Annotated in this window: 16 protein-coding genes; 7 read left to right on the forward strand and 9 right to left on the reverse strand. The window is 71.7% G+C overall.

Going from position 1 to position 18484, the window contains the following annotated elements; translation table 11 throughout:
• Window positions 1-12 precede the first annotated feature (12 nt).
• The 5 genes from V7E45_RS14305 to V7E45_RS14325 form a co-directional block, all read right to left on the reverse strand.
• Window positions 13-2982 carry a Z1 domain-containing protein gene (locus tag V7E45_RS14305; protein ID WP_333774516.1) on the reverse strand — a complete coding sequence of 990 codons (2970 nt, stop codon included), beginning with the start codon at window positions 2980-2982 and terminating at the stop codon, window positions 13-15.
• Window positions 2983-3038: 56 nt separating this feature from the next.
• Window positions 3039-4592, reverse strand: a complete 1554-nt coding sequence (locus tag V7E45_RS14310; RefSeq protein ID WP_333774517.1) for an ATP-binding protein — start codon at window positions 4590-4592, stop codon at window positions 3039-3041.
• 230 nt (window positions 4593-4822) lie between these two features.
• Window positions 4823-5266: a DUF3592 domain-containing protein gene (locus V7E45_RS14315; protein WP_333774518.1), complete on the reverse strand. Its 444-nt coding sequence runs from the start codon at window positions 5264-5266 to the stop codon at window positions 4823-4825.
• A 91-nt stretch (window positions 5267-5357) separates the two neighbouring features.
• The gene (locus V7E45_RS14320) at window positions 5358-6389 is read right to left on the reverse strand and encodes an SEC-C domain-containing protein (RefSeq protein WP_333774519.1); all 1032 of its coding nucleotides are present in this window, start codon (window positions 6387-6389) and stop codon (window positions 5358-5360) included.
• Window positions 6390-6505: 116 nt separating this feature from the next.
• Entirely contained in the window at window positions 6506-7981 is a 1476-nt protein-coding gene (locus V7E45_RS14325) for a glycoside hydrolase (protein WP_333774520.1), read from the reverse strand.
• A 309-nt stretch (window positions 7982-8290) separates the two neighbouring features.
• Here V7E45_RS14325 and V7E45_RS14330 point away from each other — a divergent pair, with 309 nt between their 5' ends.
• Window positions 8291-9103 (forward strand): class E sortase, encoded by an 813-nt coding sequence (locus V7E45_RS14330; RefSeq protein ID WP_333774521.1) that lies wholly within the window; start codon window positions 8291-8293, stop codon window positions 9101-9103.
• 163 nt (window positions 9104-9266) lie between these two features.
• Here V7E45_RS14330 and V7E45_RS14335 read toward each other — a convergent pair whose 3' ends face one another.
• On the reverse strand, window positions 9267-10673 hold the full coding sequence (locus V7E45_RS14335) for an MFS transporter (protein WP_333774522.1): 1407 nt from the start codon (window positions 10671-10673) through the stop codon (window positions 9267-9269).
• A 67-nt stretch (window positions 10674-10740) separates the two neighbouring features.
• Between V7E45_RS14335 and V7E45_RS14340 the strand changes: the two genes are divergently transcribed.
• From V7E45_RS14340 to V7E45_RS14360, 5 genes are all read left to right on the forward strand, one after another.
• Window positions 10741-11268, forward strand: coding sequence for a winged helix-turn-helix transcriptional regulator (locus V7E45_RS14340; RefSeq protein ID WP_333774533.1), 528 nt, complete (start codon window positions 10741-10743; stop codon window positions 11266-11268).
• 31 nt (window positions 11269-11299) lie between these two features.
• The gene (locus V7E45_RS14345) at window positions 11300-11680 is read left to right on the forward strand and encodes a DUF6412 domain-containing protein (protein ID WP_333774523.1); all 381 of its coding nucleotides are present in this window, start codon (window positions 11300-11302) and stop codon (window positions 11678-11680) included.
• Window positions 11681-11848: 168 nt separating this feature from the next.
• Window positions 11849-12565 carry a YidC/Oxa1 family membrane protein insertase gene (locus tag V7E45_RS14350; RefSeq protein WP_333774524.1) on the forward strand — a complete coding sequence of 239 codons (717 nt, stop codon included), beginning with the start codon at window positions 11849-11851 and terminating at the stop codon, window positions 12563-12565.
• Window positions 12566-12706: 141 nt separating this feature from the next.
• Window positions 12707-13564 (forward strand): fumarylacetoacetate hydrolase family protein, encoded by an 858-nt coding sequence (locus tag V7E45_RS14355; protein ID WP_333774525.1) that lies wholly within the window; start codon window positions 12707-12709, stop codon window positions 13562-13564.
• Between the two features lie 236 nt (window positions 13565-13800).
• Window positions 13801-14619, forward strand: a complete 819-nt coding sequence (locus tag V7E45_RS14360; RefSeq protein WP_333774526.1) for a hypothetical protein — start codon at window positions 13801-13803, stop codon at window positions 14617-14619.
• Window positions 14620-14628: 9 nt separating this feature from the next.
• On the opposite strand, the gene V7E45_RS14365 is transcribed toward V7E45_RS14360, so the two are convergent.
• From V7E45_RS14365 to V7E45_RS14375, 3 genes are all read right to left on the reverse strand, one after another.
• The gene (locus V7E45_RS14365) at window positions 14629-15513 is read right to left on the reverse strand and encodes an LLM class F420-dependent oxidoreductase (protein ID WP_333774527.1); all 885 of its coding nucleotides are present in this window, start codon (window positions 15511-15513) and stop codon (window positions 14629-14631) included.
• A 105-nt stretch (window positions 15514-15618) separates the two neighbouring features.
• Window positions 15619-16119: a heme-degrading domain-containing protein gene (locus V7E45_RS14370; RefSeq protein WP_333774528.1), complete on the reverse strand. Its 501-nt coding sequence runs from the start codon at window positions 16117-16119 to the stop codon at window positions 15619-15621.
• Window positions 16119-17186 carry a Gfo/Idh/MocA family protein gene (locus V7E45_RS14375; protein WP_333774529.1) on the reverse strand — a complete coding sequence of 356 codons (1068 nt, stop codon included), beginning with the start codon at window positions 17184-17186 and terminating at the stop codon, window positions 16119-16121. Before V7E45_RS14375 ends, V7E45_RS14370 begins: the two co-directional genes overlap by 1 nt.
• A gap of 48 nt (window positions 17187-17234) precedes the next feature.
• Here V7E45_RS14375 and V7E45_RS14380 point away from each other — a divergent pair, with 48 nt between their 5' ends.
• Window positions 17235-18371, forward strand: coding sequence for an ROK family transcriptional regulator (locus V7E45_RS14380; protein WP_333774530.1), 1137 nt, complete (start codon window positions 17235-17237; stop codon window positions 18369-18371).
• Window positions 18372-18484 lie beyond the last annotated feature (113 nt).

Genomic DNA, 18484 nt, shown 5'->3' on the forward strand with positions numbered 1-18484 from the left:
CTGTCGTCGGCCTCACGAACGCATGTCGTCACGGTCGATGATCGCCGCTTGCGCCTTGGTCGAGTCGATCGCACGGAACCGCACCAAGGGACGGGCGCCCTGCGCCGTCGATCGGGGGGCGACGAAGGCGAAGGCCATGACGAGGTCCCGCGGATCGACCGAACCGTCGGACGCGATCCGGGGTTCCGATTCCACCACGGGGTAGAGCACGAGCGCACCCCGACGTGGACGGACGTTCTGCTCCACAGTCGCGTTTCCGGTCAGGTTCGTGGCCCCTGCTATGCGCTTCGCCGCCGCGACGTGCTTGGGGTCACGGATCGCGCTGAAGAGAGGACCGCGGCGACGCCTGCGACGGGCCAGGGAGAAGGGACCGTACCCTGCGATGCGCGCCTCGTTCCGGCGAGCGGACGTCTGCATCGGAGCGATCACGAACCAGTCGTGGATCTTGCCCGCCTCACGCCCCGCGTCCAGCAGGAACTCCAGGTGAGGGGAGAACTGCTCCGGGGCGGACCAGCGCAGGTCGCACAGCACCGCGAGGAGGTCCCCGTGCGACACCGTGCCCACCCGGGCGTCGTACTGCGGGCCGCCGTCCATGGCGAGCGAGACAGGGGCATGGGACAGCGCTCCGAGGATCGGTGTCCAGCACTCCGTGTTGTGCTTCAGTGCGTCGGGATCCTCGGGGTAGGCCGTGGGTTCCTCCCACACACCCGGCGACCGCACCTCCACCAACTCGGCGTTGAACATCTTGTTCCGGGCCGACGGCTTCACCCACGGGAGGTGCTGGGCCACCAGCGGCGGGATCTGCGCCGGCGTCACCTGTGGGCGGCCGTCGACCAGTGGGGCGTACCGGGCCAGTTCCTCGCGGAAGAGCTCCTCGTCGCGGCAGATGGCCTCGAAAGCCTCGTAGAGGTCGACCGTCCGGGCGTTGCGTCCGCTGCCGAGCGTCTCCTCGCGTCCTATGTACAGGCGGACGAGATCTTGGTAGCCGGGCCGAAAGCCGAACCAGCGGCCCATCTGCATCAGAGTGTCGGCCTGCTGCGTCGTGCGGCGGTAATACGTGATCGTCAGGCCTTCCACGGTGAACCCGCGGGAGAGCTTCGTTCCGCCCACCAAGATCTTCCAGACGTGTGGCGTCCGGTCGAAGTCGAGGTTCAACTGATCGAAGTAACGGTCGGAGTCGCCATTGACGACGATGACCGGCCGACCTCCTGAGCCTATGCGCTGACGTGCGGCGTTGACGTAGGGGCGCAGTTCTTCGTAGGTGCCGGGAGCCGGCAGGTCCGAGGCGCGCGTCTCACTGACCGGGGCGAAGTCCGAAGCCCACAGAGCGGAAAGGCGTTCGTGACCGGCCGACGAGCTGTAGCCCGCCTGGTGCCACATCGAATTGATCCGCAACGCGAGATCCGCGTGATCGTCCTTCCGTACCGACTGATGGGCGAGCATCGTGTGGTGCCGGAACGGCCCTTCCTCCACACCGTGCTCGCCCCGGTACAGCTTCAGCGCACCGGACAGGACGAAGGCGTCCATGGCCTCCTGGAGACGGTCGTCCGCGCTGTCGCGGACGTTCCGGATGTGGGCCTTTTCCTGAGAGTTGGCGAAGGTGCGCTCGTCGCGCGGTATCGCCAGGTCCAGATCATGGAAGTCCTGCACGCCCATGTACCCCGTCGGGCGAGGCAGAGAGATCAAGAAGTCGCTGGGAAAGAGGTCCTCGTCGTCCCCGGGATCGATGAAGACGTTGGCGAAGGGAGTGGCCGTGTAGCCGACGTACTGAGCCCGCGGGAGCAGCGTCAGGAGCTGGGAGAGCAGACCGTTGATGGCTGTGCGTTCCGTGCGGCCCTGCTCCCACTTCTTGGGGTCCAGGGTGTTCACGGACGCCTGGTCCGACTCGTCGTCGATGATCAGGGCCGGCAGCTCGCCCGACAACCGGTGGATCTGCTTCAGGTCCTTGACGAGTTTGGTCAGAACGGACTTGTTCTTCTTCACCACCAGGACGCGTGCCGCCGCGCGGTGCAAGTTCGCCGGATCGTGAAGGGGGCGGCTCGGTTCTCGCTTCTCGAACTCGAGAGCTCGGATTCCCTGCGCCAGGCTCTTGTAGTCGTTGTCGCGAGTCGTCAGGCGCTCGATGTCGAACGCACCGAGCACGGACGGACGTCCACCGTGCCGGACGAATTCGGCCCAGTCCGCGTCGTCGTCACCTACGTAGTCCACGCCCACGAGGGAGTCGAGGTCCGTGAGGTCCGCGCCCCGCAGGATGTTCTCCTGCCCGATCAGCTCCATGTCCAGACGGCGCTGGGTCTGGGCGCGCAGCAGGTTGAGCGTGCCGCCCAGCACGATGACGAGGCGATAGCCGGCGTCGATCGCCTTGGCGGTGACACCGGTGAAGTTGGCTGTCTTGCCCGACTGCACATAGCCGACCACCAGGCCCTTGGCCTGTCGAGCTGTCGGCTGTTCGGGATCGGTGAGGCGTTCGACCACAGCCCGGCTTGCCTCGTCGAGGCTCGCGATCGCCGCGTCCGACCAGCGCTTGGCGCGGAGCTTGCGCTCGTACGACGCCCAGTAGAAGGAACGGGCAGCGGCTCGCTCGGGGGTGTACCAGGGGGTGAAATCACGGGTGATCACCGTGGGACCCGGGACCTTCGCCACCGGTACGGCGTCGTCCAGCGCCTTCCGCAGGTCTGCCCCGAACCGCAGGCGGTCGTACACGGCCGTACGGCGCTCGTCGGTGCGTGCGGGGATCGAGGGCGCCCACGCAGGAGCTTCGACGAAGTCCCAGGCCGTGAGGTGACGGCTCCACAGGGCTCTGAGTGCCTCGTCGCCGCCGACGAGGTAGGAACGGAACAACTCCTCGCTCAGGTCCGAGTCCGGATGATCCTCGTCGGCCGCGAGGGCGGCCCACCGCGCGAAGTGTCGGGGCGCGTTCAGCATGCCTGCCAGCGCGTGCGTGTGAATCTCGAGGAGCATGTCGGCCGGGGTTTGGCTCATGGGGAGTGGTCCTCAGTCGCATCAGAGGCGGAACAGTGGTGAGTGGGTTGCCCGAGTCAGGAGGATTGCTGCTCACGCCGCGTGCGTTGGGCGTCCACCGAAGCCAGGAGGATGGCGTTCCAGTAGTCCAGCCGGTCCTGACGACTCCGCTCCCAGCGGCCCAGCCCGAAGCAGTCCTCCAGGAGCAGGTACAGCAGGGTCTTGGTGACCGGCGCGTCGTTGGCGCCGCCGCGCCGCCCGTCGTTGAAGTCCTCGCGGTAGGACCTGTTGAGGACGACGACGTTACGCTCGCGGTCCAGGCGGAAGAACTGGTCGGAGGGAAGCGCGCCCCAGGTGAAGCTGATCGGCTCCTCGGCCGGCTTCTCGGGCAACTCTTCCTTGATGACGCGCTTGACCTTGGGATCCAGGCCCTTGCCGGGGGGAGTGACAGGCTTGCGGACGATCTCGGTGCGCCTGGCCCCGTCGCGGTAGGCGGTCTCGGCGTCCGTCAGGTAGCCGCGGAAGGTGTGCCCCGCGGGGTCCACCGCCTTGTCGAGGCCGTCCGTGAAGGCCGGCGTGACGGTGACCTTTTCCTTCTTCACGTCGAGACTCAGCACGCTGTTCCTGCGGGACGGTAGGTCGACCGCGACCCGGGCCAGTACGTGGTGTCCCTCCGGGTTGCGCCAGCCGTTCCAGCCTCCCGCCTGGACGAGCCGGTCGTTGCGGTAGAAGTAGAAGCCCTGCCTGTCCATGAGGGAGCCGATCTGACGGAATCCCGCCTGCTTCGACTTGGCGGGCCAGATGTGAGCGGTCAGGCTCAGATCTCCCAGACCTTCCACCGGTGCCGTGAACTCCCGGGGGTATCCCGCCTTGCCCGGCACCTTGTACCCGAACGGGTCCAGTGCCTCCACGGCGATGTGGTCCACCTCCTCGCCGAGGCCCCGCTCCCCGCTGCTCACGTCCCATACTGCGATGTCGAGCTGCAGACCGCGCTGCAGGTACCGGTGCAGGTACAGGCCGAGATGGGTTTCGAGGCGGGCGATCGCCTTGGACAGGAACTGGTCGCTCTGGCCCCGTGCCACCGTCTCGAAGGCGCGTACTCCGTCCCAGCGCACGATGGTGCCCTGCCACTCGATGACGCCGTCGTAGCGGTCCACGAGATCCTGCGCGTACTGGGGATCGACGGTGTCGCAGCGGAAACCGTCTTCGATGCCCTCCGCCGTGAGGCGGCGTCCGGCCGCGCGACTGCGCCTGGTGCGGCTGACCACGGTGAGCGAAGAGGCATGGGAGAGCGAAGCCGCCTTCAGGCCGGTGCCGTACATGCCCAGGGCGCCCTGGCCGTAGTCCCGACGGCGTCCGACCGTCATCGCCGCGTCGAGGCCTTCGTCGTCCATGCCCCGGCCGTTGTCGATGACGAGCAGCGTGAGGATGCGACCGGCATCGCGGAGGAAGTGAACGACGATCTTGTCGGCGCCGGCGTCGATCGAGTTGTCGATGAGGTCGGCGACGGCAACCTCGAAACCGTAGCCCTGGTTGGTCAGAGCCTTGCCGTATCCGGCGTCCGGCGGCAGATGTGTGCTGCCTGTCGTCGGGACGTCGTACTGCCAGTCGGCTCCAGGCTGGTAGGGCATCTTTCCTCAAAACGCAAAGGTCAGGCCCGCGTCACAAGTAGCGGCCCCATACAAACGGTTGCGATGTGACGGTACTGCAAAGGTCGGACATAGAGGAGGGGGATGGGGAACTCGGGCGATAAGTCCCGTTTGGCTGGGGTGGGCAGGTGGCTGGTCCGCGGTTGCCGGTGATGGGGCGGACGCGGGCCTCGCCGATTCTCTTTCGGTCGGCCCGCGGCGGAGCGCCTCCGTCACAGGAGCGAGAGGACGCCCAATCCAATCCCGAACGTCATGAAAGACACGCACCAGATCAGATTCGCCGTGGGCGAGTAGGACTTCGCCGTGCGGACCACCACCGCGCGTCTCGGGTCCCTCGGGTCGTACCGGAGGATGACCGGGGTGCCGCGGTGGAGGGCGTTGGGGGAGCCGGGGTTCAGGGGGACCTGGCGGTAGGTCCGGGTGGCGGGGGCGGTGGGGTGGCCCGGCGGTGTGGCCTGGTAGCGGATCTGGGGTGGGTGGTACGACGAGCCGACCCGGCGCGCGGAGTTGGCCACCTCGCCTCTTGTCCGGACACCCGGCACGCCCAGAAGGTCCAGGGACCGGCGGGCGCGCAGGGCGGCGCGGGTGCCGTGGGCGCCGATGAGCGTCCAGAGCGCGGCGACGAAGAGGGCCACGGTGAGCCACGGTTGAGGCACGGCCAGGCCCTCTCCTCGGTCCGGTGGGTTCGGATTCCCGGATGGGGCTCCTGGAGGCTTCCGGCCTGAGTGGCCGCCCCCGTCCCCCCACTCAGACGCCCGCCACGGCCTCCCGCGTTCCGTGGCACTCCCCGTACGTCCGGTCCGAGCCGCACCAGCAGGAGGCCCCCCGCTGTGGCGGCCACGCCACCGCGCGGCCCCGGGCCGCCAGGATGGTGGCGTACTGGGGCAGGAGGGTCGTGTCGGACGGGCTCGAGCCCTCCGAGGCCGCGAACGCCTCGTAGGACGGGACCGTGCCGGTGACGATGCCCAGGTTCGCGGTGCCGGAGGACGCCAGTTCGCGCAGGGAGGCCTCTATGGTCGCCAGGTGGGTCTCGTGGGAGGGGTACTCCGCGGCCAGGTCGTCGTAGGCCGAGAGCAGTTCCGCCAGTTCGGTGGCCGGCCAGTGCAGGACGGCCACCGGGAAGGGGCGGGACAGCGCCTCGCGGTAGGCGCCGAGTTCCGCGCGGAGGCGGGAGATCTCCGCCGCCAGTTCCGCCGGGTTGTCGGAGCCCAGGGACCACACGCGCTTGGGGTCGTGGAGTTCGTCCAGCGGGACGGGGGAGGTGTGGAGGGTGTCCGCCAGCATGTCCCAGTCGTCGTGCGGCAGGCCCCGCATCCGGCGGACGCGGTGGCGGCCGTAGAGGAGGGGATGGGTGGCGCGCGGGGGTTCCGTGCCCTCCGGCAGGAGCAGGCGGGCTCCCTCGGTGAAGGTCTCCTCCGCCGCCTCCAGCTCGTCGTGCGCCTCCAGGGACTCCGCCACGATCACCCACGGGGCCGCGTCGCGCGGCGCCGACATGCGGACGCCGTCGATGATCGCCCGTGCCTCGGCCTCGTGGCCGTACTCCCAGAGGTTCGACGCCTTCAGGGCGCGGACCAGGTGGGAGTCCTCCAACTCGTCCGAGGAGGACAGCAGGCGGTCGTAGAGCGTCGTCGCGGCGGGGCGGTCGCCGGACAGCTCAAGGTGGGCCGCGGCGCGCAGGAGCAGGGCCTCCGCGTCCTCGGGGTACAGGCCGGCGGTTCGCTCCAGGCGTGCCGCTTCGGCGGTGTGGTCGACGTTCTCGGCAGGCGTGTCGGGGCGCATGGGGGACACCGTACTGCCGACCGGTGACACAGGAGGAGGACGCCCCGGCCGTCGGTGCCCCCGAGGACCCTGCCGAGGCCCCTCCTGCCCCGCTCCGTCCACCCGAGGGGCTGCCCCTACGGCGTCACTCCGTCCACCTGCAGCGTCTGCACCGACTTCGCCGCGAACGGGACCGACAGCGTCCGGCCGGACAGGCGGGTGTCCGTGTGGAGGGTGTAGAGGTCCGAGCCGCCCGTCGTCACCGTGTTCCAGCGGGGGACCACGCCGCCCGTCCCGCCCGTCACCGTCGTGAACCGGGACAGGTCGAAGGTGAGCGTCCGGGCCGTGGCGGCAGTGTTCGCGGCCACGATCACCAGGCGTTTCGACGCTCTGTCCAGGGCCGCCACCGCGTAGCTCACGCCGGTGTCCAGGATCGTCATGCCCGGCCTGATGTGGCGGCTGAACTGCGCCATGACGTGGTACTTCGGCTGGACCGCGCCCGGCTGGAGGGTGTCCGCGTCGTAGGCGATCATCGCCCACCCCGCGCTGGGGTCCATCACCTGCCAGTACACCCAGGCGGTGGGGTGCAGCCAGCGGAAGTCGTAGAGCAGGTTGCTCGCCAGGGTCAGGCCGGTGCCGTCGCCGTCGCCGGTCTCCGAGTTCCACAGCGCCTTGCCCGCCGTGGTGACGACGTCCGTGTACAGCAGGTCGCGCCGGCCGCCCGAGCCCTGGTAGCCGTGGACGTTGACGCGGTCGACGTAACCCTTGGTGGTGGCGGAGAAGGTGTTCCAGGTGGTGCGGGCCAGGTCGTAACTCGTCTCGTCCGACGCCGAGATCCTCGTGCTCGTCAGGCCCCGCTTGTCCAACTCGCTCCGCAGATAAGGGAGTACGGCCGACTGGACCGTGGCGTCCATGTGGCAGCCCTCCTGCGTGCCCGTCGCCGTCCACCACGCCGACGACGGCTCGTTGAAGGCCTCCACCGTCGCGAAGTCCACCCCCCAGTGCTGCTTGGCGTACAGCGCCACGGCGGCCAGGTGGGAGGCGTGCTGCCGGTAGTTCCAGGACTGGAGGTTGTTGCCGCCGCCGGCCGCCCCCGACGGGTTGTGGTTCAGGCACATCCACCACATGGGGGAGTTGGCGAACAGCTCCGACACCGCGCCTCTCGCCGTCGCCTTCCGCAGCATCGCGCGCTGGGCCGCGTCCGCCGTCCACTTCCAGGCCGGCGAAGCGGGATCCTCGTTGCTCCAGTCCTGCCAGTAGCCCTCGATCTGCTTGAACGGAGGGATGTCGGGCGACACCGTCATCGTCTCGCCGCCGACGCTGTTCCAGCTGCAAGCGCCCAGGTTGTAGCGGGCGATGTTCAGGCCGAGGCCCGGCAGGGGGGTGCCGTTGTACGTGGTCGTCCCAGTGGTGAAGAAGAGGTCCGCGAAGTCGTCCCGGGCGCCGAAGACGTTCGCCCACCAGGCCAGTGAGGTGCCCCAGCCTTCCCAGGTGCCGTAGCCGGCCGACGGGTCGACCGGGATCGCGGCGTCGGCGCGGGCGGTGCCCGTGGTCAGGGCGCTGCCCAGGAGGCCCGCGCCCGCCGCGGCGAGCAGCGTTCTGCGTCGGATCATGGCTTCTTCTCCGCCTCTCCCTGCGGCTGCGGCGCCTGCCTGCCGCGGCCGGCGCCCGCTGGTCCCCCCACATGCCAACAGGCAGCATGGGCGCACCGCGTGGAGCTGTCGAGGCTTGTGACAGCCCTTTCTAAAACCAGTTGAGGAAGCCGACGTCAGAGGGCCGGAGTGGGATCGGAGCAGGACCGGAGCAGGCTCGGGGCAGCGCACGTTCCGGCAGCGCCGGAGGCCGTGTTCCCTACGGCTCTGGTGAGTTGAGGTCTCCCGCCCTATCGTGCGGGCGGCTCCTCGGGAGGTCGGGAGGCGGGTGTGCGGATACGGGTCGTACGGCACCGGGACCGTCGCAGGCGGGCGAGGTGGCGGCGGGGGCTGCTCGGCTCGGGCGAGGTGCTGGTCACCGCCGGGGCCGTGCTCATGCTGCTCGTCGTGCACCAGCTGTGGTGGACCAACCGCGAGGCGCGGCAGGGGGCCGCGCGGGAGGTGCGGGCCCTGGAGCGGGAGTGGGGTGACGGCGGCGGACTCGCTCCGGGGGGTGCGTCGTCAGGTGGCGCGTCTTCGGGTGGGTCGTTCGCCGGTCCCGGGCCGTCCACCGGTGCGGGGGCCGGGGCGGGCGACGGTGGGCGGCGGCGGGCGTCCGGGTCCGTCGTCGGCTCCGGGTGGCCGCGCCGCTCCCAGGCGTACGCGGTTCTCCTCGTGCCGCGGCTGGGGCTCCGCGTCCCCGTCGCGGAGGGGGTGAGCAAGCCGGACGTCCTGAACAAGGGATACGTCGGCCACTACCCGGGCACCCAACAGCCGGGCCAGGCGGGGAACTTCGCCCTGGCCGGGCACCGCAACACCCACGGCGAGCCCTTCCGCCATCTGCCGAGGCTCCGTCGGGGCGACTCGGTGGAGGTGGAGACGAGGGCGGCGGTCTACACGTACACCGTCGACCGGATCCTGCCGCGGACCTCCGCCCGCGACTCGGGCGTCGTACGGCCCGTGCCGCGCTCCCTCGTCCGGCCCGGGTACGGGTACGACGAGCCGGGCTACTACATCACCCTGACCACCTGTACGCCCGAGTTCACCTCGCGGTACCGGATGGTCGTGTGGGGGAAGCTGAGGTCGATGCGGCCCCGGGGGTGAGCGGTCGGGGCGAGCGGACGCGCCTCCCGCGCCCCGCACCCTCAGGCCCGCTCCCGCAGCAGTCCCGCACCCTCAAGCCCGCTCCCGCGCCCCGCACTCTCTCAGGCCCGCTCTCGCAGCAGTCCAGCACCCTCAGGGCCGCCCCCGCAGCAGGCCCGCACCCTCAGGCCCGCTCCCGCAGCAGTCCCACCACTGTCGCGCCGACCACGGCGAGCACCGCCGAGACCGTCATCGCCACGTCCGCGCCGTGGGCCGGGCCGCCGCCCGACGAGGTGACGAGAGCGATCGTGAGGGCCACGCCCGCGCAGGAGCCGATGTAGCGGAACGTCTGCTGGGCGCCGGAGCCCATCGCGGCCCGTTCGGCCGGTACCGACTCCACCGCCACCAGCGGCAGCGCCGCGTTCAGCAGGCCGCTGCCCACACCGCCGAGGACCAGGCCGGGCAGCATCCGCGTCCACGAGCCCGCGCCGATCGCGCCCAGCATCGTCAGCGCGCCCGCCGCGTGCAGCAGGAAGCCCACGGCCATCTGACGGCGGGCCGCCACCCGGCCCGCCAGTCGCTTGGCCTGCAGGGCGACCACGAAGGACAGGCCCGACCAGAGGACGAACAGCCAGGCGGTGTCCATCGCGGACAGGTGCTCGGACCGCTGGAGCAGCGCCGGGAGGTAGCTGAAGAGGCCGATCACCGTCAGGCCCGTGAACAGGCCGCCCGCGGAGGAGGCGAGGAAGCGGGGGTGGCGCAGGAGGGAGAGGTCGATCATGGGGGTGCGGGACCGGCGCTCCACGACCGCGAACAGGGCGAGCAGGACCGCCGTGGCCGCGAACAGCAGGCCCACCGGCGCGCGCAGCCAGCCGTCGCGGCCGAGGGTGAGGGCCGCGACCAGGGACACCAGGGCCGTGCCGAAGGTCAGCGCGCCGAGGATGTCCGGGCGGCCGCCGCGCGGGGCCCGGGACTCGGACAGGGCGCGGGTGCCCAGGGCCGCCGTCAGCAGCGCCGCCGCGCCGAGGGCGCCGTACGCCGTCCGCCAGGACGGGAACGCCCCGCTGACCAGCGGGCCCGCGGCGATACCCGCGCTGACGAAGGCACCCCACACGCCGGTGGCGTGCAGCCGGCCGCGTGCGCTCGGGAAGGCCGCCACCAGCAGGCCCAGACTGCTCGCGAGGATCGCTGCGCTCGCCGCGCCCTGGGCGATGCGGGCGAGGGTGAACAGGAAGGTCGAGGTCGTCAGGCCGCCGAGGGCGGTCGTGAGGCCCAGGGCGATGGTGCCGGCGAGGAAGACGCGGCGGCGGCCGTGGTCGTCGGCCAGGCTGCCGGCCACCAGGAGGAGGGCGGCCAGGCCCAGCGGGGTGCCGTTCAGCAGCCATGCCTGGGCGGACAGCGAAGTGTGCAGGGCGGCCGCGGTGTCCGGGAGCGTCACCACGGGTGCGGTGTACGTCATCAGGGTCACGGCGGTCGCCGCGCTGGTGACGGCGAGCGTGGCGCGGGGGTGCGGGGGCGCGGGGCGGCTCGTCCCCGCACGCGTGGCCGCCGGCTGCCATCGCGTCAGAGTTCGTTCACTGAACTTAGGCATGCTCCGACGGTAGCACCATAGGTTCGGTGATTGAACCCACGGAGGGGAAATGGCTACAGTGGACGGCATGGCACTGGGCAAGGACTACGCGACGCAGGAATGCTCGATCGCCCGCGCGCTCGAGGTCGTCGGGGAGCGGTGGACGCTCCTCGTCGTCCGGGACGCGCTCTACGGCGTCCGGCGCTACAACGACTTCCTCGTCCACCTCGGCATCCCGCGCGCCGTCCTGTCGGCCCGCCTGAAGGCGCTCACCGAGGAGGGGATCCTGGAGAAGCGGCGGTACCAGGAGGCGCCGCCGCGTGACGAGTACGTCGTCACCGAGCGCGGTGTCGCGCTGTGGCCCGCGCTGCGGGCGCTGGGGCTGTGGGGCCGCGAGCACTTCCAGGAGGTCCAGCTGCGGGCGTTCCAGCACGCGCGGTGCGGCACCGAACTCGGTCCCTACGGCGAATGTCCCGCCTGTGGAACCGTCGTACCCCCCGCGGACGTTGTCATGGTGGCGGGCCCGGGACTCGATCCCGACCCGGCGGATCCGGTCAGCAGGGCGCTGCTCAAGCCCAAGCGGCTCCTGGAGCCCCTGCACATCGATCCCGCGTAACGGTCACACAGGTCTACGGGAGGGGGAGGTCATGGTCCGCGGTCGCCGTACCGCCGTCGCGCGTCCCGCCGCCCCGCTGCTGGTCCTGGTGAGCCTGCTCCTGCTCCAGGCCGCGCTCCTCGACACCGGCAGCCTCTCCACCACGGTCGCCCTCGCCGCGACCGCCGCCGCCGGTTCCGCGTTCGCCGCCTGCGTCCTGGTCGCCGCCCGCTCCGCGCCCGCCGTCCCGCCCACCCGCGTCCGCACGGCGATACGCGACCGGGCCCGGCGCACGGCGTTCCTGCCGCAGCGCGACCCCGACGCCCCGGGGCGCCGCCGGCCCCGAGCACCCGGACTCGCCCTCGCGACGACCCGCGCGCGGGGCACCGGCCCACACAGACACGCGCTCGTCCCGACAGGGTCATCAACATGACCTTCGGGGCGTGATCCTCGGAGCCTGATGCTCTGAGTCTGATCCTCTGAGCGTGATCAACCGGATGCGACCCCGCGCGGGCCGTCCTGCCGCTCTGCCCTGCCGTCTCCCGAGAGCCGGCAGGCACCGCACACCGGCACGACGCACCCGTCCCGAAGGGGTTCACCCATGTCCGTTTTCGCCCGCCTGGTCGAACAGCTCGCCGACCTGCTCCAGCCGCTCTTCCACGCCTCCGCGGCCGCCGCCGCGATCGTCCTGTTCACCGCGCTGGTACGGCTCCTCGTCCATCCGCTCTCCCGGGCCGCCGCCCGCGGGCAGCGCGCCCGGGCCGCGCTCCAGCCGAGGATCTCCGAGTTGCGCGAGAAGCACGCCGACGACCCCCGGCGACTCCAGCGGGCGGTTCTCGAGGTGCACGCCGAGGAACGGGTCTCCCCGCTCTCCGGCTGCCTGCCCAGCCTGCTCCAGATGCCCGCCTTCTTCCTCCTCTACCACCTCTTCTCCAGCTCCTCGATCAGCGGCGGGGCCGACGGACCGCTGTCCCACCGACTGCTCGCCGCGCCGCTCGGCGGACGGTGGACCGACGCCCTCTCCGACGGCGGGGTCTTCGGGGCCGCCGGGCTCGTCTACCTCGCGCTGTTCGCCCTCGTCGCCGCGGTCGCAGCCTTCAACTACCGGCGCACCCGGCTGATGGCGGCGAAGAACCCGGCCCCGGTGGCGGCGGGCGACGGCACGCCGGTGCCGGGACTCGGCGCAATCAACCGGGTCATGCCGTTCATGTCGTTCCTCACGCTCGTCACCGTCGCGGTGGTGCCGCTCGCGGCCGCGCTGTACGTCGTCACCAGCACCACGTGGAGCGCCGTGGAGCGGGCCGCCCTGTACCGGTGAGCCGTCGGTCGGGAGCCGGTACGCAGTCCAGTACGTGAACACGGTATTGCGGAGTGGACGGCCGGATTGGAGGATCGACCAAGTCCTGTTCGATGGCTGCACCCATCGGGCGGGCGCCCGCGATCGAGGGAGATTGTGACCATGAAGCTGCTGCGAGTCGGTCCGGCCGGGGCGGAGCGCCCCGCGTTGCTCGACGCCGACGGAACGCTCAGGGACCTGTCGGGACTCGTGGACGACATCGACGGGGTGCTGCTCGCCGACGGCGCCGCGCTCGGCCGGGTGCGGGCGGCGGCCGAGGCCGGCGAGCTGCCCGCGCTGGACGCGGCGGGTCTGCGGATCGGGCCCCCGGTCGGCCGGATCGGCAAGGTCGTGTGCATCGGGCTCAACTACCACGACCACGCGCGGGAGACCGGGGCCGAGCCGCCCACCGAGCCCGTGATCTTCCTCAAGGCCGCGGACACGGTCGTCGGCCCGAACGACACCGTGCTGGTGCCGCGCGGGTCGACCAAGACCGACTGGGAGGTGGAGCTGGCCGTCGTCGTCGGGCGTACGGCCCGCTACCTGGAGTCGGCCGAGGAAGGGCTCGCCCACGTCGCCGGGTACGCGGTGGCGCACGACGTGTCCGAGCGGGAGTTCCAGATCGAGCGCGGCGGGACCTGGGACAAGGGGAAGAACTGCGAGACGTTCAACCCGCTGGGCCCCTGGCTGGTGACGGCCGACGAGGTCCCCGACCCGCAACGGCTCTCGCTGCGGCTGTGGGTCAACGGCGAGCCGAAGCAGGACGGGACGACCGCGGAGCAGATCTTCCCCGTGGGCGAAGTGGTGCGTTACGTCAGCCGGTTCATGACCCTCTACCCCGGTGACGTCATCAACACCGGCACGCCCGCCGGGGTCGCCATGGGCCGGCCCGACCCGAAGCCGTACCTGCGGGCCGGTGACGTGGTGGAACTGGAGGTCGAGGGCCTGGGCCGCCAGCGGCAGGAACTGAAGGACGCTTAGGGCTCCGCTTGGTGAGGGCGATCTGCCGGCATGGCGGCCCCGGCCTGCCGAGGGTCGTCTCGGGCGCCAAGCCCCGCTTGTCAGTTGGCCGCTGAGGAGGCCAGCATGGCGGCCTGTACCAACAGGCGCCGAAGGGTGGGGGGATGGCCGCGACTGGAGTCAGTGAGGGCTCAACAGTCCATCGACGAGCGGGCTGGAAGGCGGTCCGGCCTTCTCAGTGGATGGCCGCTTCGCTGGTGGCCCTCGCCGCCAGCGCGGCCGTCGTCCTGTTCTTCACGGCCGAGGTGTGCGACCAGCAGCTGGCATCGAACGGCAGAGTCGTCAGGGTGTGCCGCCACCCTCAGATGACGGATCCGCCCATGGTCGTCACAGGTCTCGTGATCCTCGTGCTTCTGGGCGTCTTCTTCTCCGAGGTCTCCGGATTCGGGATCACTCTGAAGCGGCAGGTCGAAGAGGCCCGGAGCACCGCGCAGGAAGCCATCCGAGAGACACGGCAGAGCGACGCGAGGTACCAGGAGACCGCCGAGGACTTGGCCGACGGGGTGCGAGAGGCGCTCAGCAGAGCGCAGCTCACCGGTGGGGCCGCCGAGCCGCCGTCCGTTGACCCCGTGGATCGGCTGGCGGCGCGATACAACGAGATCCGGTGGACCATGTCCAGCGGACGTGCGCGGACGCAGGCGATGAGCGACCTGGTGGACGAGATGGTCCGGCTGCTTCGAGGCGACCGGAATTTCGACGTCGACCGGCATCTCCACAGCAGTGACCACGGGTTGCGACTCGCTGCGGCGGCTTATCTGTACGCCAATCCGGATCCGGCGTGGGGACCCGCGCTCGCCCAGGCTGCGGTGACCGAGGACAAGCCGTTCAACGAGTACTGGGCGCTGAAGGCACTGCGCGAGGTGTTCAGGGGGCACTGTGATCAGCTGGACGATGAGACGAGGGCGCTGCTGCAACGCCGTATGCACGAGCTTGGTCCGAGGGTCGACCGCGCCGAGCAGATCCGAAAACTCCTGCGGGACTGCCCGGCGCGGCGGGACGGTCGGACCATGATCTGAAAGACGGCCTCAGTCCAGGACGGCGGCCAGGCGGCGCCATTCCTCCCGGGGCAGGGAGTCGCGCGGGCCACCCGTCACCACCTGGATCGCCACGTGGTCCGCGCCCGCCTCGTGGAAGGCGTTGAGGCGGGTGTGGATGCGGGTCTCGTCGCCCCAGGCGTACAGGGCGTCCACCAGGCGGTCGCTGCCGCCGTCGGCCAGGTCGTCCTCGGTGTAGCCGAGGCGGAGGAAGCTGTTGGTGTAGTTCGGGAGGGTGAGGTACATCGCGAGGTGCTCGCGGGCCAGGGCGCGGGCGGTGGCCGGGTCGGTCTCCAGGACGACCGCGAACTCCGGTGCCAGCAGCGGGGCGTCGCCCAGGATCTCGCGGGCCCGCGCGGTGTGCTCGGGGGTGACGAGGTAGGGGATCGCGCCCGCCGCCCGGTCCCGGGACAGCTCCAGGGTCTTCGGGCCGAGGGCCGCGAGCACCCGGCGCCCGGCCGGGACACCGGCCGCGTCCAGCGCGTCGAGGTAGGCGACCAGAGCGGAGTACGGGCGCCGGTACTGGTCCGCCATCTTGGCGTGGCTCACGCCGAGGCCGAGCAGGAAGCGGCCCGGGTGGACCGACTCCAGCTCGGCGAAACCGGCCGCGCTCTCCTCGGCCTCGTACTGCCAGATGCTCTGGATGCTCGTGCCGACGACCAGCCGGGACGTCGCATCAAGGAGCGGCGCGGCATGCCCGGGCGCGCTGCTGCCGCCCAGCCAGGCGGCCCCGTAGCCGAGTTGCTCCAGTTCGGCGGCGGCCTCGGCGATGTCGCCGCGGCGGGCCGGATCCTCCGCCCTGAGGCCCACGTTCCAGACGCCGTACCGGCCGATCGACTCCTTGACGGTGCGGGCGCTGTCCGTCGTCTCGCTCATCGGGTCCCTTCCCTCCGGGTGGGTGTGGTGCCGTGATGGTCGTGCACACCGGTGCCAACCGGAGGGAGCCGCGCGGTAATCCTGCGGCCGCCACCCGCGCGGCCGCTACTTGCCGAGGAACCGCTCCAGCGCCTCCACGACGAACCGGTGGTCCTGGAGCTGGGGCAGTCCGGAGACCGTCACCGTGCCGATCACACCGGCGTCCTCGACCCGGACCGGGAAGCAGCCGCCGTGCGCCGCGTAGGTGTCGGGATCGAGACGGGAGGACTCCTCGAACGTCGTGCCCTTGGCCCGGAAGCGGGCGCCCACCAGGTAGGAGGAGGCGCCGTAGCGCTCCACCACCCGGCGCTTGCGGCCGATCCACGCGTCGTTGTCCGGGGTGGAGCCGGGCAGGGCGGCATGGAACAGCTGCTGGCCGCCGCGGTGGATGTCGACGGCGACCGGGGCCTGGCGCTCGCGGGCCAGCTCCACCAGGAGGGAGCCGAGGGCCCAGGCGTCGTCGTGGGTGAACCGGCTGAAGACCAACCGGCGTTCCTGCTCCTCCAGTTCCTCCACGCTCGGGGTGATCTCGGGCGCGAACCGGGGAGTGATCTGCGGGTGGTGCATCAGAGGATCACCGTTACCTTCTCCTGGGCGGACCGGCGGGCCGCCTCCAGTACGTCGAGGGCCGAGGCCGCCTCCAGGGCGGTCACCGGGTTGGGGCCGTCGCCGGCCAGTGCGGCGGCCACGGCCGCGTAGTAGGCGGGGTAGTCGCCGTGGAGGGTCGGCACGGGATCGCCGCCGTCGGTCAGCGGGGACTGCCCGGCGCCGAGCCGGCCCCACAGTGCCTCGGGCTCCGCGCCCCAGGCCGGGCCCGGCCGCAGCCCTTCGCGCAGCGCCGCCTCCTGCGGGTCGAGGCCGTGCTTCACATAGCCGGCCCGGGAGCCCAGGACCCGGAAGCGGGGGCCGAGTTGGGCGGTCGTGGAGGAGACGTACAGGTGGGAGCGGACGCCGCCCGCGTGGGTGACCGCGATGAACGTGTCGTCGTCGGTCTCGGCGCCGGCGCGGCGGACGACCGTCTCCGCGTACACCTCGGTGGCCGGGCCGAACAGCACCAGGGCCTGGTCGACGACATGGCTGCCGAGGTCGTAGAGCAGCCCGCCGATCTCCGCCGGGTCGCCGGACTCGCGCCAGCCGCCCTTGGGCTGCGGGCGCCAGCGCTCGAAGCGGGACTCGAAGCGCCAGACGTCACCCAGCGCGCCCTCCTCCAGCAGATTGCGCAGGGTCAGGAAGTCGTTGTCCCAGCGGCGGTTCTGGAAGACCGACAGGAGCAGACCGCGCTCCTCGGCGAGCGCGGCCAGCTCGCGCGCCTCGGCCGCCGTGCCCGCGACCGGCTTGTCCACGACCACCGGCAGGCCCGCCTTCAGGGCGGTGGTGGCGAGCGGGACGTGCGTCCTGTTCGGCGAGGCGATGACGACCAGGTCCAGCGCGTCGGCGCGGTCGAACAGCTCCTCGGGGGTGCCGGCGACGCGCACGTCCGGGAACTCGGCGCGGGCCTGCTCCTGCCGCTCGGGGTTCGAGGTCACCACGGTGTCCAGGGCGAGGCCCTCGGTGGCGGCGATCAGCGGAGCGTGGAAGACGGAGCCGGCGAGGCCGTAACCGATCAGGCCGACGCGGAGGGGGGTACCAGTCATGCGTCCTACTTTCGCAACGCTGTTGCCAAAGTGCAAGCGGTGGGGAGAATGGGTGGCGTGAACAGGACGAGAAGCGGTGGGCCGGTCGGGGCGAATCTGGTGGCGGTGCGCAGTCACAACACCGCGCTGGTGCTTGACCTGCTGCGGACGGCCGGGGCCGCGGGCATCAGCCGGCTGGAACTGGCCGAACGGACCGGGCTGACCCCGCAGGCGGTCAGCAAGATCACCGCGCGGCTGCGGGACGAGGGGTTCGCCGCCGAGGCCGGGCGGCGGGCGTCCACCGGGGGCAAGCCGCGCACCGTGCTGCGTCTTGTGCCGGAGGCGGGCCACGCGGTCGGGGTGCACCTGGACCGGGACGAGCTGCGGGCCGTGCTGGTGGACCTCGACGGGACCGTGGTCGGGCAGCGGCGCGGGCCACTGGACCTCGGGGCGGGCGCCGAGGCCGTGCTGGGAGGCGTGGCCGGAGTGGTGCGGGAACTGGTGGCCGAGGTGCTGGGGAGCCCGGGGCTCGCCACCGCGGGGTCGCTGCTCGGCGTCGGCGTGGCACTGCCCGGCCCGCTCGACCACGCGCGCGGGGTGCTGCACCGGGTCACCGGGTTCCCCGAGTGGGAGGGGTTCGCCCTGCGGGACGCGCTGACCGGGCGGCTGGGGGTGCCGGTCGTGGTGGACAAGGACACCAACGCGGCCGCGCTGGGGCTGTCGGTCGCCGGCGAGGGCGGCTCCTTCGCGTATCTGCACCTCGGTACGGGGCTGGGGGCCGGACTGGTGATCGGCGGGCATGTGCACCGGGGCGCGCGGACCGGGGCGGGGGAGTTCGGGCACCAGGTACTCCAGCTGGACGGGCCCCCATGCGGGTGCGGGAACCGCGGGTGCGTGGAGGTGCTGTGCCTGTCGGCCGTGAGCCGCGGCGAGGTCGGCGAGGCGGCGCGGGTGCTGGGGGTCGGCGCCGGGAACCTGGTGGGGCTGCTGGACATCGACCTGGTGCTGCTCGGCGGTCGCACCGTAGCCGCGGCGCCGGACACCTACGTCCGGGGCGTCGCGGAGGTCCTCGACGCGCGGGCCCGGCGCGAGGGGATCCCGGACGCGACGGTGCCGGTACGGGTGGCTCCGGGCGGGGAGCGGCTCGTCGCGGAGGGCGCGGCGCAACTGTTGCTCGCTCCGCTGTTCGGGCGGTCCGACGCGTGAGCCTCCGGCTGCGGGTGGGGGCATGCGCTGTCGCGGTCGGGGCTCGAAGGGGGCTGTGGGTTTCGGCTGGTCGGAGGTGGTGGGTGGTGTTCTCCGGTGCCGCCGCGCCCACC

The organism is Streptomyces sp. IBSBF 3136, assembly GCF_036815105.1.
Lineage (GTDB): Bacteria > Actinomycetota > Actinomycetes > Streptomycetales > Streptomycetaceae > Streptomyces.

What these genes read in the sequence shown, in the direction of transcription:
- V7E45_RS14345 (WP_333774523.1), top strand. Translation starts at nt 11,300, where the DNA reads ATGGTCCGCGGTCGCCGTACCGCCGTCGCGCGTCCCGCCGCCCCGCTG.
- V7E45_RS14365 (WP_333774527.1), bottom strand. Translation starts at nt 15,513, where the DNA reads ATGAGCGAGACGACGGACAGCGCCCGCACCGTCAAGGAGTCGATCGGC.
- V7E45_RS14370 (WP_333774528.1), bottom strand. Translation starts at nt 16,119, where the DNA reads ATGCACCACCCGCAGATCACTCCCCGGTTCGCGCCCGAGATCACCCCG.
- V7E45_RS14320 (WP_333774519.1), bottom strand. Translation starts at nt 6,389, where the DNA reads ATGCGCCCCGACACGCCTGCCGAGAACGTCGACCACACCGCCGAAGCG.
- V7E45_RS14350 (WP_333774524.1), top strand. Translation starts at nt 11,849, where the DNA reads ATGTCCGTTTTCGCCCGCCTGGTCGAACAGCTCGCCGACCTGCTCCAG.
- V7E45_RS14335 (WP_333774522.1), bottom strand. Translation starts at nt 10,673, where the DNA reads ATGCCTAAGTTCAGTGAACGAACTCTGACGCGATGGCAGCCGGCGGCC.
- V7E45_RS14325 (WP_333774520.1), bottom strand. Translation starts at nt 7,981, where the DNA reads ATGATCCGACGCAGAACGCTGCTCGCCGCGGCGGGCGCGGGCCTCCTG.
- V7E45_RS14380 (WP_333774530.1), top strand. Translation starts at nt 17,235, where the DNA reads ATGGGTGGCGTGAACAGGACGAGAAGCGGTGGGCCGGTCGGGGCGAAT.
- V7E45_RS14305 (WP_333774516.1), bottom strand. Translation starts at nt 2,982, where the DNA reads ATGAGCCAAACCCCGGCCGACATGCTCCTCGAGATTCACACGCACGCG.
- V7E45_RS14310 (WP_333774517.1), bottom strand. Translation starts at nt 4,592, where the DNA reads ATGCCCTACCAGCCTGGAGCCGACTGGCAGTACGACGTCCCGACGACA.
- V7E45_RS14340 (WP_333774533.1), top strand. Translation starts at nt 10,741, where the DNA reads ATGGCACTGGGCAAGGACTACGCGACGCAGGAATGCTCGATCGCCCGC.
- V7E45_RS14375 (WP_333774529.1), bottom strand. Translation starts at nt 17,186, where the DNA reads ATGACTGGTACCCCCCTCCGCGTCGGCCTGATCGGTTACGGCCTCGCC.
- V7E45_RS14355 (WP_333774525.1), top strand. Translation starts at nt 12,707, where the DNA reads ATGAAGCTGCTGCGAGTCGGTCCGGCCGGGGCGGAGCGCCCCGCGTTG.